We start from the raw sequence: 13804 nt of genomic DNA, 5'->3' as shown, positions 1-13804 counted from the left end.
AATGAAAAAAGTAATCTTACTTCGCGGGCTTCCTGCCAGTGGTAAATCCACACTTGCCCGACAATTACTCGACGAACACAAAGGCATGTATAAACGTCTGAACAAGGACGAACTGCGCGCCATGCTCGATAACAGCGAGCACTCCAAACACAACGAAAAGTTTGTGGAGCGCGTCCGTGATCTGATGTTGATTGAAGCGTTACGCGATGGGAAACACGTTATTATTGATGATACAAATCTTTCGGACCGCCCCGTGGAGCGTATCCGTCAGGTGGTGCAGAAATACTGTAAAGATACAGGAGAGCAGGTGCAGGTAGAAGTTCGGGAAATGACTACGTCGTTGGAAGAAAGTCTGGCGAGAGATGAAGTGCGGGAGAAAAAAGTAGGGCGTGATGTGATCATGCGCATGTACAAAGCTCATGTATTGGGCAATGAGCGCGGGCCGCATTATCAGCCGCAGGATACGACATTACCGCCGGCAATTCTCTGTGATTTGGATGGAACGTTGGCTATTTTACGCAACCGAAGCCCATACGATGCCATGTCGTGCGAATTGGATGACGTCAACGTACCCATTGCCGATATTGTCAAATCGTATCACGCTTTGGGAACAAAAATAATTCTAATGTCGGGGCGGGAAGAAAAATCACGTACACCAACGCTTAACTGGCTGACGTACAATAATATTCCTTATGACGCTCTTTTCATGCGCACTACGGGTGATATGCGAAAAGACGCTGTTATCAAGAAAGAACTTTACGAAGCGCACGTAAAAGGTCAATACTTTGTCCAATTTGTACTGGATGACCGTAACCAAGTAGTGGATCTATGGCGTTTGGAACTTGGCTTGCCTTGTTTGCAGGTCAATTATGGGGATTTTTAATTTTATTTTTACCATATAAGGAATATAAGGAAATATAAGTCCTCTATGACCTTATATTTCCTTATATGGTTTAAATTTAGTAGTTGGTTTTAGAAAAGTGCTTTTAGAGATATAATCACTGTTTCTAAAATGAATCTCCAAACCCGCCGTACGTTTCTGCAACAATCACTGGTGGCTTTGTCGCTGCCGATGCTGTCTTTCAAGCCCGAAGCGGTTCCCATTCGCGCCATTACCAAAGGCCCTAAGTATCATTGGTTTGGGTATTATGACAAGTGGCAATTTGACCCCACGGGCCGATATGTATTAGGCATGGAAGTAGACTTTGAACACCGCTCTCCCACTGAAAACGACGTCGTCAAGATCAGCATCATTGATTTGCAGGACAATGACCGATGGACGACCTTGGGCGAAAGTCGCTCGTGGGGATGGCAACAGGGATGTATGTTGCAGTGGGTTCCTAAATCAACCACGGAAGTCATTTGGAATGACCGTGTTGATAATCAGTATGTCAGTCACATTGTAAATATAAAAACGGGCAAAAAGCGTACGCTGCCCAAAGCTGTTTATGCCTTGAGTCCTGATGGAAAATGGGCCATTGGCACTGAGTTTTCACGCATTCAGGATCTGCGCCCGGGTTATGGATACGCGGGCATTCCCGATCCGTATTTCTCCGTCAAAGCGCCGAAAGAAATTGGGTTGTATAAGATGGACTTGCAGACGGGCAAAACGCAACTGCTTTTTTCACTCGCCGAACTTGCCGAACTGCCGCACCAAGGAAAATCCGTGGTTGATAACTTCCATTGGTTCAATCATTTATTGGTCAACAACGACGGTAGTCGATTTACTTTTCTTCACCGTTGGCGAGCCGTACGGGAAGATCGCCAAATCATGGCGCGTACTAATTTTGTCACCCGCATGTTTACGGCAGATGCCAACGGCAAAAACCCCTATTGCATTGACCCTTCAGGCTTTACTTCTCATTTTGTCTGGAAAGACCCGCGTACCATTTGTGCCTATACCAAGCCCGAAGGCCAACCTTCAGGTTTTTATCTGTTAGAAGATTTTACGGGAAAATATACGCGCATCGGAGCCGACAAAATGAAAGTAAACGGTCACCAAACGTATTTACCGATTGGCAACGGCATGGATTGGATACTGAATGATAACTATGCAGGCGGCCAAGACCGTTTACAAACTCCTTACGTATACCATATCCCCACCGATCGGCGCACAGATCTGGGTAGTTTTTACGCCCCTCCTGAGTACGTTGGCGAATGGCGTTGCGACCTGCACCCGCGCTTTAGCCACGACGGTACCAAAGTGTGCATTGATTCTACGCACGGCGGCAACGGACGGCAAATGTATTTGCTCGACATTTCAGAAGCTTTAAAACCCTGATTATCAATCGTCTACAACAATGCAAAAGTTTATAATCAGGGCTTGGGTTTTAGTTTACTCCATGCTGTTTGACCCCGTACGGGGTCAAACAGCATACACGTCATTTAAACTAATTTTAAACAGACACTTATTACTTTTTTATTTACTTCTTTGGCAATCAGCCCACGCACAATCAACGAAGCCTAACATTCTCTTTCTTTTTGCCGATGACCTCCGTGCCGATGCGTTGGGCTGCTACGGAAATCCGTACGTTCAAACCCCCAACCTTGATCAATTGGCTCGCAATGGTACATTATTCAGTCAAGCGCATATTTTGGGAGGGCATCACGGAGCGATCTGTGCGCCAAGTCGTGCAATGCTGATGAGTGGCAAGGGGTATTTTCGAGTGACTGACAAACTCAACGGGGTAACAACGTGGCCGATGTTATTACGCCAAAAAGGGTATCATACTTTTATGACAGGCAAGTGGCATAACGAGCCGGAGGCCGTCGGAGCAAGTTTTATGGAAGCCAAAAATGTGATGTTAGGGGGTATGGCCGATCACTATCAGACGCCCATGTCTGATTTAAAACCCGACGGAACATTTACCGAACCAATAAAAAAGGGGTTTTCCACCGACCGGTTTGCACAAACAGCTATTGACTTTTTAGATAAACAAACGCTGTCGAAACCATTTGTGACTTACGTGGCTTTTACGGCGCCCCACGACCCGCGTTCGCCACTTCCGGAATACCTCAAACGTTACGGAACATCGCCGCTTCCGCCTAATTTTATGCCTGCTCACCCGTTTCATTTCGGAAGCAGTATGACCGAACGCGACGAAATGCTGGCAGCATTCCCACGCACCCCGGAGGTCATTAAATCACAGTTGACAGAATACTACGCCATGATTACTCACCTCGACGAGGCAATTGGGAAGATTTTGGCCAAACTCAAAGAAAAAGGACTTGACAAAAATACCATCATTGTTTTTGCGGCGGATAACGGCCTTGCCATGGGAAGTCATGGGCTGTTGGGGAAGCAAAACCTCTATGAACACAGCATGAGGGTGCCGTTGATTGTGAGCGGAAAAGGCATTCCGAAAGGGCAACGCAGCGACGCGTTTGTCTATTTGTTTGATTTGTTTCCAACGTTTTGCCATCAACTCGGAATACCTGCTCCTAAAGATTTGGAAGGCAAAGACATATCAGGGATTTTGCAGCAGAAAACGAAGTCGGTGCGTGAGCAGGTATTTACGGGCTATCGTTCTTCCGTACGCGCCCTCCGCGACCGTCGTTGGAAATTGATTCGTTATCCGCAAGTGGATTATACACAGCTTTTTGACCTTCAATCCGATCCTTATGAATTGAATAATCTGGCAAATAAGCCTGTGTACGCCGAAAAGGTAAAAGCAATGACCGAAGACTTGCGTAAACACCAGCGGTTTTATGGCGATACTGCTCTCCTGACTGCTTCGGAAATATTGTCACAAGTGTTTGATTATAAAAACGTCGTTCGCAAACCTGACCAATGGCAGCCCAAAGAAGTTTTGGAAAAATATTTTAAAGAAAATTAATTTTTTCTGTCATAAAATTTAGGCTTGGTAAGTTTTTGAAACTTACCAAGTCTTCTCCCAACCCAAACCTTGATCAACAATGAAACAACTATTGATCTGCCTTCTATTTTTCGGCATGAATGCTTACAGTCAAAACCCTGATTTTAAAGGCAAAAAGCTTCATTTGTATCTCCTTGTCGGGCAATCTAATATGGCCGGGCGCGGCACGGTGGAAGAATCAGACCGCACACCCAATCCGCGCATTTGGATGCTTAATAAAGAGAATCAGTGGGTGCCGGCCATTTCACCAATGCACTTTGATAAACCGGTGGCGGGCGTTGGCCCGGGATTGGAATTTGCCCGAGTCATGGCCGAAGCAGATACGACCGTTATCATTGGTTTGATACCGGCGGCAGCGGGCGGTTCTCCCATTGATTCATGGCAACCCGGCGGCTACCACGACCAAACCAAAAGCCATCCCTACGACGACGCCATTCGTCGAGCCAAAGTAGCACTGTCCTCGGGTACATTAAAAGGAATTTTGTGGCATCAGGGTGAAAGCGACAGCAAACCTGAATTGGTGGGAAGTTATACGCAAAAATTAGAGACCCTGATCGGGCGTTTTCGTAAGGAATTATCAGCGCCTAATGCCCCTTTTGTGGTGGGCACCTTGGGTGATTTTTATGTAGCTAATAATTCCGATGCCAAAAATATCAACGAGCAACTTCGCACTATCCCCAAAAAGGTTAAACGAACTGCTTGTGCAGAAGCCACAGGCCTGACTGACAAAGGCGACAAAACCCACTTTGACACGCCATCGGCACGGGAATTTGGCCGACGCTACGCTGAGGCTTTCAAAAAGATAAAGTAGGGCAGTCGCTCGCGTCTCGCGAGTGACGATTATCCTAAGGCCTCCGGCCTTTCTTTGTTAACTTCAGGCTGGAAGCCTGATAATAGTCGTCACTCGCGAGACGCGAGCGACTGCTTGCGCATCAGTAAATTATAGCAAATCTTCCCTTTAGTTCATTGTCAGCAAAGTAACTATTGATTGTATGAACCGACGGGAAGCTCTTAGAAATGTGGCCTTGGCAACGGGCGGTTGGATCGCGTTGCCGACTTGGGCAGAAGCTTGGAATCCAAACCATGTTCGAGACATCAGCGTTTTTTTATCCGTTGAGCAGGAAGCATTGCTGGCTTCCGTTGTTGATACCATCATTCCAACCACCGATACGCCCGGCGCCAAAGACTTGGAAGTTCCGGCTTTTATCCAAAAAATGCTCGTGGACTGTTACGAAAAAGACGTTCAGGAAAACGTCAAAAAAGGGTTGGAAATTACCAATGCGATAGCTTTAGACAGTTATCTAAGACCTTTTGAAAAATGTAATTCCCTTCAGCGAAAAGATGTACTGAGAAAATTACAACTCTCTACCGATCAAGCTCGAAAAGATTATCTGGCCCTTGTGAAGTCACTGACCATTCTTGGTTTTACAACTTCTGAATATGTCCAGACCAAGTACCTGAATTACAATCCTATTCCCGGACATTATTATGGGTGCGTGCCGGTAAAAACGTAGCAAGGAAAAAGGTTAAAGTGGAAAGGAAAACGAAATCCATTCCGCATACTTCTGCTGTCCCACTCACATACAACTCATCAAAAATGTCATACCTTAATATAGATTCCATCAAAGACCGCACATACGACGCCATCGTGATTGGCTCGGGCATAAGCGGTGGCTGGGCGGCAAAGGAATTGTGCGAAAAAGGATTAAAAACTCTTGTATTGGAACGCGGACGCGATGTCCAACACATAACCGATTATCCAACCGCCAATAAGCATCCGTGGGAGTTTGAGCATCGGGGCCAAGTACCGTTGGAAATAAGAAACCAATATCCCAAAGGCCGCGCAAGCTTTATGCGGGAAGAAACCCTGCATTGGGCTTTAAAACCTGATGAACAGCCTTTTGTAGAAGAACAACCTTTTCAGTGGACACGCGGTTACCACGTGGGAGGCAAGTCGTTGCTGTGGGCGCGGCAAACGCAACGTTGGTCAGACTTTGATTTTGAAGGCCCTGCCCGCGATGGTTTTGCCGTCGATTGGCCCATTCGCTACAAAGACATTGCTCCTTGGTACAGTCATGTTGAGAAGTTTGCGGGAATTTCGGGCAACAAAGACGGTTTAGCAGAATTGCCCGACGGAGAGTTTTTGCCGGCCATTGAATTAAGTTGCATCGAAAAACACTTTCAGGAAGCGGTGATCAAAAACTACAAAGACCGCCACGTAATCCAGGGACGTTGTGCGCACATTACCGAGCCACAGCAAATTCACTCTGACCAAGGGCGGGCGAAGTGCCAGCACCGTAATTTATGTAATCGCGGCTGCCCGTTTGGTGGCTATTTCAGCAGCAATGCTTCTACCCTACCGTGGGCGGCCAAAACAGGAAACATGACCCTGCGCCCACATTCGGTGGTTCATTCAATCATTTTTGATGAGAAGAAAAAGAAAGCTTCGGGTGTGCGTGTGGTAGACGCCAACAGCAAAGACATGATCGAATTTTATGCCAAGATCATTTTCGTGAACGGCTCTGCGCTCAACAGCAACCTGATCTTACTCAACTCCATTTCGAGCCGCTTTCCTAATGGCTTAGGCAATGACAGCGGCACTTTGGGAAAATACATCGCCTGGCATAATTACCGTGGAAAAATGAGCGCAGAATACGAAGGTTATTATGATAAAATGACCGACGGCAAAAACCCCAGCAATGCCTACATTCCACGTTTCCGTAATCTTCATAAACAGGAAAGTGACTTTCTGCGCGGCTATGCTACGGGCATCGGCGGCGGCAGAGGTCGTATTCAAAGTCAGGCAGATATCGGCGAAGACCTCAAAAATGCGCTGCTGCATCCGCACTTGGGCAACTGGAACATCAGCGCCTGGATGATGGGTGAAACAATTCCCATTGAAAGCAACCACGTTCGCCTTGACGCCAATCTGAAAGACAAATACGGAATTCCGCAGTTGGTGACATCGGCAAAATGGACCGAGAACGACGACAAAATGGTCAAAGATTACCTCGAACAACTTACTGAGATGTTTACATTGGCAGGATTTAAGAACATTCGCGGTGGCGACAGCCATTCCAATCCGGGCGCAGACATCCACGAAATGGGCGGCATACGCATGGGAAAAGATCCAAAAACATCCATGCTTAACGAATGGAATCAGGTACATAGTTGCAAAAACGTATTTGTGACCGATGGCGCAAGCATGACCTCCACCGGAACCCAAAATCCTTCCTTAACGTATATGGCGTTGACAGCCCGCGCGGCTGATTATGCCGTGAAACAATTGAAGAAACGAAAGCTTTAACCACGCAGAGGGGCAAAGGAGCAGAGACGCAGTGCCTTTCTCTGCCGCTCTGCTCCTTAGCGCCTTTGCGTGAACAAAAAACAGTAACTAACTCAAAACGTATACAATGAAAAAAACGACCATTCTATTGAGCTTTGCGCTCGCATTTGCCGGAATTTTCAGCGAAACATTCGCCCAAAAAGGAAAGTTATACACGTTTCCGATCGGGATGCAGGCCTACACTTATCGCGCCAGTTTTCCCAAAGATGTTGCCGCCACGCTTGATACCCTCAAAATGCTGGGTGTGACCGAATTGGAAGGAGGAGCGGCCAAAGGCACCACGCCCGAAGAATTCAGAAAAATGTGCGAAGACCGTGGCATTAAGATCCCCGCAACGGGTGGTGGCTATGAACAATTGGTAAAGGACCCTGCGGCGGCAGCCAAAACCGCCAAAGCGTTGGGTGCCGAATACCTCATGTGCGCCTGGATTCCGCACAAAGTCAAAGGCGGTTTTACGTTTGAAGAAGCAAAAAAAGCCGTGGAAGATTTTAACATGATCGGTAAAGTGTTGAAAGAAAACGGTATTACCTTTTGTTACCATAACCACGGCTACGAATTCCAACCGTACGAAGGCGGAACCCTGTTTGACTACATTGTTAAAAACACCAATCCTGAATACGTTTCCTTTGAAATTGATATTCTGTGGGCGTTCCACGGCGGTGCTGAACCGGTGAGCCTGTTGAAAAAATACGGCAATCGCTTCAAACTTGTGCACCTCAAAGACCTTAGAAATGGCGTCAAAGGCGATTTGACCGGCGGCACCCCGTTGGTCAACGACGTTACTTTAGGCACAGGACAGGTTGACGTAGCGGGTGTGATCAGAGAAGGAAAGAAAATCGGCATCAAGCATTATTTCATCGAAGATGAAAGTCCTATCTGGAGCCAACAGGTCCCTAAAAGTATAGCGTACCTAAAAAGCTTATAATGGCTCGTTTACTGCTGATCATTTTTGCTTTTGCAGGTTTGACAAATGGCCTCTTTGCGCAGTCGTTGCGATTTCCCAACGGCGCCAAGGCGGCCATTTGCCTTACGTATGACGACGGCATGTCGAGCCAAATTCAAGTGGCTATTCCACAGTTGGACCGCGCGGGACTGAAAGGAACGTTTTTCTTAAACGGGCAAACCGAAATACCTTTGGTCTTACTTTGGCGCAAAGCGGCCCAAAACGGTCATGAACTTGCCAATCATTCTCTTTTTCACCCGTGCGAATCCTGGAAAAACGAATGGGCCTCGGCCAATTACACCAATGCCCGCATGATTCGGGAAATGGCCGTTTTGAACACTGAATTGTTTCTAATTGATAATAAAACCGAACCCCGCTCCTACGCCTACCCCTGTTCCGAAGTTACATTACGCGGCAAATCGTACGTAGATACATTACGCCAAACAGGTATTGTGCGTTACGCTCGCATCGGCGGTGATAATAAAGCCGTCATTACTGATTTTCAATCACTTGATTCTTTGCTGGTTCCGTCTTATGCAGTGGCGCACGGCACGTCGGGTGAGCAATTGATTGATTTTGCCAAACAAACCGAAGCCAAAGGCGGATTAGGTGTTTTTATGTTTCACGGCATCGGCAACCAATGGATCGTGACGCCCAATGAATCCCATCAAAAACTCGTTGATTACTTGGCGCAAAATAAAGATAAGATCTGGGTGGCTACCTTTTCGGAAATCATGACATACGTGACGGATTGGCAGAAAAAGCACCCTAAAAGTCGTTAATGCATTGTCCAATCATGGACAGAAATTTGTCCGTTTCCGGACAGTGTTCTTTTCCTATATATCGCTGTAAGTCGTTTAAGTTCTACTTTTTATGCCCGGCACGGGATTTGATTTAAAATATTGTATATAATCAATCAGAATTGTTTATTCATGAAAAAAACCATACTGGGAGAACTGGAAGAATTGGTGTTACTGGTGGTGGCCTCCAGTACCGAGGATGTATATGGAGTGCCGGTCATGGAACAACTTCAACAGGAAACCGGCCGAAGTTTCACCGTCAGTGCAGTGCATACGACCCTTTACAGGCTCGAAGAAAAAGGCTTTCTGTCGTCCTCGGTGGGTGGGGCCACTGCCGAACGGGGAGGAAGACGCAAGCGCCTGTTTGCCCTAACCGCAGCCGGAGGCCAAGTACTGTTAGAGATTCAACAGATGCGTACCAGACTCTGGCAAGCCATTCCCGAAGATAAGTTTCAGCTATTGGGTTTGTCCACCAACCTTTTTTAACCCTACTGTGAAAAAGCAGCATACATCGCCGCCCCAATGGGCTGACAGATTATTGGAGTGGTTTGTGGCTCCGCACCTGTTGGAATACATACAGGGCGATTTACACGAAGCTTTTCATAAACGGGTTGCTCAAGTGGGTACCTCTCAAGCCCGACGCGAATATGTTCGAGCTGTATTTTACTGTTTGACGCCCTTTTTTACCAAACGACAAAAGTTCGAAACTTCCAATAACCATTACAACGAGTATCCTAAATCCCGGTTTACTGATATGCTTTCCAACTACCTGACCATCGCGTTCCGCAATCTTTGGCGGCATAAGGCCTTTACCGCCATCAACATTATTGGCTTGGCCGTGGGGCTGGCAACCTGTCTGCTGATCGTTCTCTTTGTAGTACACGAACTGAACTACGACCGTTACCACACCAACACCAACCGAATGTACCGCATGACTATGCACGTACGATTGGATGAAAAGGATATTAACTATGCCTACGCAAGCGAACCTGCAGGGCCCGCCCTGCTGCGCGACTACCCGGGCGTAGAGGCAGTAAGCCGTATTCGTGACGATGGCGGCATGTTGGTAAAAAACAACCGGGAGACCTTTAAAGAAGAGCGTGTAGCCTTTGTTGATTCAAATTTTTTCTCGTTTTTTTCAATCTCCCTGTTAAAAGGGAATACAAAAAAGGTGCTTGTTGAACCTAAAACGCTGGTTATCACCCAAACCACTGCCCGGAAATATTTCGGCGAGGCAGACCCCATCGGGAAAACATTGTCGATGGGTAATTTAGGCCTTTTTCGGATAACCGGCGTTTGTGCAGACGTTCCCTCCAACACTCACTTTCATTACGATATGTTTGGCTCGTTTCGTTCTGTCAACCAAGGCGTTAAATGGTTAGCCAGCGGTGCGCACACTTATGTATTGCTTCGGGAGGGCTATTCAATCCAACAAGTGGAAGCCCAAAGTCGGGGATTTCTCCGCAAGTACATGGCTTCGGAAATCAAAGAGTTTTTGGGGATTGAACTCCCTGAATTTCTGCAAAAAGGCAATCGAATGGGCTTTGGTTTTCAACCTGTAACCGACATTCATTTACATTCCGATTTAGAGGACGAATTAGAGGTCAACAGTAACATCAGTTACGTATACATCTTTTCGGCAATTGCCCTGTTCATCTTACTGTTGGCCTGTATCAATTTCATGAATTTATCCACTGCCGGCTCAGCAGGGCGTTCCAAAGAGGTAGGAATCCGCAAAGTGCTGGGCTCTGTCCATAGACAGTTGGTCAGTCAATTCCTGATAGAATCTGTTCTTTTAACCTTGTTAGCTCTACTGCTGGCGTTCGGAATGGCATTTCTGTTACTGCCCGGATTCAATACACTGGCCGACAAACACTTTACTCTCGGTGACATTCTCAATGGATGGATGCTCTCCCGGGCAGTAGCGGCCTGTTTGATCATTGGTCTGTTAGCCGGCAGCTATCCGGCCTTTGTGTTGTCGTCGTTCAAACCCATTACGGTTCTTAAAGGCAGATTACAAGCCGGATTTCGCAGCGGTCGGTTACGCAATACGTTAGTAACGGGTCAGTTTGTGGTATCCATCGGGATAATCATCGCCACGATCGTTGCCAACCGACAGTTGCGTTTTATGCAAAACAAGCAGGTTGGTTTCGACAAAGAGCAAGTGTTGGTCTTGCACGATACACAGGTGTTGGGGGCAAAACTAACTGCTTTTAAATCCGAGTTGTCCGCCTTGGCGCCCGTTGTCCGGGTAGCTCAGGCGGGTTTTTTACCCGCCGGAATATCTCGTCAGAGTCAGGATGGTATTCTGATCAAGAACGGATCGCGCACAAGTTCGCATGTGACAAAAAGCTATTTCATTGATGAAGATTACTTGCCTACATTAGGAATGAGTCTCGCACAGGGGCGTAACTTTTCAACGTCTTTTTCTTCCGAAAGTTCGGCGGTATTAATCAACGAAGCTGCCGTTAAATCTTATGGCTTCAAGAACCCCATCGGTCAACAGCTTTTTATGATGGTGGGCAACGGTTCCGAAGGGAGTAAACGTACTTACACGGTCGTTGGTGTGGTAAAAGATTTCCATTTTGAATCCATGCGCCAACGCATTGCTCCTCTAGTGATGTTTTACGGGGGGGACAATTCCCAACTGGCTTTACGTATTCGGACTAACGATATTCCCGGCCTTCTGCGCACTATTGAGCAGCGATGGAAAGCCGAGACGGGCAACCCATTTGTATATTCCTTCCTGAACGAACGATTCAATACAATGTACCGATCCGAACAGCGCATCGGTCAACTGTTTGGCGTTTTCGCCGGGTTAGCCGTGCTGATTTCCTGTTTGGGTCTGTTCGGACTGGCGGCTTTTACAACCCATCAACGTACCAAAGAAATTGGCGTTCGAAAAGTATTGGGAGCCTCCGTCAGCGGCATTGTCACGTTGTTACTGATGAATTATCTGAAGTTAATTCTGATCGCGATGGTCATTGCTTCGCCTATTGCCGGGTACATCATGAACCTATGGCTCCAAGATTTTGCTTACACTACTGACCTGTCATGGTGGGTCTTTGCATTGGCGGGAGGATTGACGGCATTTGTTGCTATCCTGACCGTCAGTTACCAAGCCATCAAAGCCTCCCTAATGAACCCCGTTAAAAGTTTACGGGCTGAATAAGGCTGAAAATCTAAACAAAAAGCACCGTATTGACGCGGTGCTTTTTTTATGATCAAATCTATTTGATTAACTGCTAAAGTAAAACTATTCTGCCGGGTACTTCTACAAAAAATCCGTTTACTTCAATGATGAAGAATCTTAACCGTTTTTTTGCTGCTTTTTTATTGACCGGCGTTGTTGGAATCGTTTGCGTTGCTTTCCGAACAAATCCCTTAAAAACCAAACCCAACATCATTTTCCTCCTCACCGACGACCATCGTTGGAATGCCTTGGGTGCAATGGGAAATAAGCTCATCAAAACGCCCAATTTAGACAATCTTGCCAACAAAGGAACGCTCTTCAAAAACGCCTGTGTGACTACGGCCATTTGTTGCGTCAGTCGGGCAAGTTTGTTAAGCGGTCAGTACATGTCGCGGCATCGTATTGAGGATTTTAACACGGGTTTTTCTCCCAACGCATGGCAAAATACCTATCCCATGCTTTTGAAAAAGGCCGGGTATCAAACAGGTTTTATCGGCAAATACGGCGTGGGAGTTCCCAAAGAACAACCCGCAAAAGCATTTGATTTTTGGGCAGGTTCTGACAAACCTCAGCCTGATTATGAGATGAAAGATGCGCAGGGAAATTTCATTCATCATACCGATAAAGTAAACGGCGATATTGAAGAATTTCTACAAACATGTTCTAAAGAAACGCCTTTTTGTTTGTCGGTCAGTTTCAAAGCGCCTCATATTCAAGACGGTGATCCGCGGCAGTTTATCGTTCAGCAACGGTATAAAACTATGTACGCTCAAGATTCTGTTCCGGAACCCGAAAAAGCAAATCCGAACTACTGGAATTCTTTTCCCGATTTTTTTCGAACCGACCGCAACATTGCTCGCGAACGTTGGTATCTGCAATTTGCCAATACTAAAATGTATCAGGAAAGTGTACGGCAATATTACCGATTGATAAGTGGCGTAGACGAAGTGGTCGGCAATATGTTGAAATCACTACAGGACAAAGGATTAGCCGACAATACCGTCATCATTTTTATGGGTGACAACGGCTATTATCTGGGTGAATATGGCTTATCGGGTAAGTGGTTTGGGCATGCCGAATCCATACGCGTACCATTGATTATTTATGATCCTCGAAACAGCCGGCTTCAACGAAAAACGTCCGAACAGTTCGCGCTGAATATTGACATTGCTCCTACTATTTTGAGTTTAGCGGGCGTCAAAGTACCCGACCAAATGCAGGGGATCAATTTAGAAGAGATGGTAACCGGTAAAAATAAACGCCTTAACAGAGAAGAATTCTTCTACGAACATACTTTCTTAGGTAGTCCGCAACTCCCTAAGGTAGAAGGCATTGTTCGAAAAGATTTTAAATACATGAAGTACATCGAACACAATTACGAAGAGCTTTTTGACCTGAAAAAAGTCCCACAGGAAACGCAAAACGCAGCCGCCAATCCGGCATACCGTGAAAAACTGGATACTTTACGCCAAAAATACCGGGAATGGAAAGAAAAAGTTCGATAACAAATGCTTACCTGAGTGGTACAAAAAGTCAAATTTCGGTACTACCCATGAGTATTTATTCCTTAAAAAGAATTTACTAAAGCGGTACTTCGTCGTCGCTTCCTATTTAACTTGACACCCTCCAAAACCCAATAAATCTACC

At 46.4% G+C, this 13804-nt stretch carries 11 protein-coding genes; all 11 read left to right on the top strand.

What is annotated here, in order from left to right:
- The first annotated feature begins 1 nt into the window (after nt 1).
- Entirely contained in the window at nt 2–883 is an 882-nt protein-coding gene (locus ACQY73_RS24210) for an AAA family ATPase (protein ID WP_428655927.1), read from the top strand.
- A gap of 129 nt (nt 884–1012) precedes the next feature.
- Entirely contained in the window at nt 1013–2281 is a 1269-nt protein-coding gene (locus tag ACQY73_RS24205) for a hypothetical protein (protein WP_428655925.1), read from the top strand.
- A 19-nt stretch (nt 2282–2300) separates the two neighbouring features.
- Entirely contained in the window at nt 2301–3836 is a 1536-nt protein-coding gene (locus ACQY73_RS24200; protein ID WP_428655923.1) for a sulfatase-like hydrolase/transferase, read from the top strand.
- A 79-nt stretch (nt 3837–3915) separates the two neighbouring features.
- On the top strand, nt 3916–4686 hold the full coding sequence (locus ACQY73_RS24195; RefSeq protein WP_428655921.1) for a sialate O-acetylesterase: 771 nt from the start codon (nt 3916–3918) through the stop codon (nt 4684–4686).
- Between the two features lie 181 nt (nt 4687–4867).
- Nucleotides 4868–5389, top strand: a complete 522-nt coding sequence (locus ACQY73_RS24190) for a gluconate 2-dehydrogenase subunit 3 family protein (RefSeq protein ID WP_428655919.1) — start codon at nt 4868–4870, stop codon at nt 5387–5389.
- A gap of 83 nt (nt 5390–5472) precedes the next feature.
- Entirely contained in the window at nt 5473–7182 is a 1710-nt protein-coding gene (locus ACQY73_RS24185; protein WP_428655917.1) for a GMC oxidoreductase, read from the top strand.
- A gap of 106 nt (nt 7183–7288) precedes the next feature.
- Nucleotides 7289–8146, top strand: coding sequence for a sugar phosphate isomerase/epimerase family protein (locus ACQY73_RS24180; RefSeq protein ID WP_428655915.1), 858 nt, complete (start codon nt 7289–7291; stop codon nt 8144–8146).
- A complete protein-coding gene (locus ACQY73_RS24175; RefSeq protein WP_428655913.1) occupies nt 8146–8946 on the top strand; it encodes a polysaccharide deacetylase family protein in 801 nt (266 codons plus the stop codon). Before ACQY73_RS24180 ends, ACQY73_RS24175 begins: the two co-directional genes overlap by 1 nt.
- A gap of 150 nt (nt 8947–9096) precedes the next feature.
- Nucleotides 9097–9450, top strand: a complete 354-nt coding sequence (locus ACQY73_RS24170; protein ID WP_428655911.1) for a PadR family transcriptional regulator — start codon at nt 9097–9099, stop codon at nt 9448–9450.
- Nucleotides 9451–9457: 7 nt separating this feature from the next.
- Entirely contained in the window at nt 9458–12136 is a 2679-nt protein-coding gene (locus ACQY73_RS24165) for an ABC transporter permease (protein WP_428655909.1), read from the top strand.
- A 125-nt stretch (nt 12137–12261) separates the two neighbouring features.
- Nucleotides 12262–13662, top strand: coding sequence for a sulfatase family protein (locus tag ACQY73_RS24160; protein WP_428655906.1), 1401 nt, complete (start codon nt 12262–12264; stop codon nt 13660–13662).
- The last annotated feature ends 142 nt before the right edge of the window (nt 13663–13804 follow it).

Source organism: Runella sp. (genome assembly GCF_965279615.1).
Lineage (GTDB): Bacteria > Bacteroidota > Bacteroidia > Cytophagales > Spirosomataceae > Runella.
Note: the sequence above shows the minus strand (reverse complement) of the source record. Positions and strands in the feature narration are given on the sequence as shown.

Excerpts from the sequence above, each read along its gene's own strand:
- ACQY73_RS24210 (WP_428655927.1), top strand. The coding sequence starts at position 2 with ATGAAAAAAGTAATCTTACTTCGCGGGCTTCCTGCCAGTGGTAAATCC.
- ACQY73_RS24205 (WP_428655925.1), top strand. The coding sequence starts at position 1,013 with ATGAATCTCCAAACCCGCCGTACGTTTCTGCAACAATCACTGGTGGCT.
- ACQY73_RS24200 (WP_428655923.1), top strand. The coding sequence starts at position 2,301 with ATGCAAAAGTTTATAATCAGGGCTTGGGTTTTAGTTTACTCCATGCTG.
- ACQY73_RS24195 (WP_428655921.1), top strand. The coding sequence starts at position 3,916 with ATGAAACAACTATTGATCTGCCTTCTATTTTTCGGCATGAATGCTTAC.
- ACQY73_RS24190 (WP_428655919.1), top strand. The coding sequence starts at position 4,868 with ATGAACCGACGGGAAGCTCTTAGAAATGTGGCCTTGGCAACGGGCGGT.
- ACQY73_RS24185 (WP_428655917.1), top strand. The coding sequence starts at position 5,473 with ATGTCATACCTTAATATAGATTCCATCAAAGACCGCACATACGACGCC.
- ACQY73_RS24180 (WP_428655915.1), top strand. The coding sequence starts at position 7,289 with ATGAAAAAAACGACCATTCTATTGAGCTTTGCGCTCGCATTTGCCGGA.
- ACQY73_RS24175 (WP_428655913.1), top strand. The coding sequence starts at position 8,146 with ATGGCTCGTTTACTGCTGATCATTTTTGCTTTTGCAGGTTTGACAAAT.
- ACQY73_RS24170 (WP_428655911.1), top strand. The coding sequence starts at position 9,097 with ATGAAAAAAACCATACTGGGAGAACTGGAAGAATTGGTGTTACTGGTG.
- ACQY73_RS24160 (WP_428655906.1), top strand. The coding sequence starts at position 12,262 with ATGATGAAGAATCTTAACCGTTTTTTTGCTGCTTTTTTATTGACCGGC.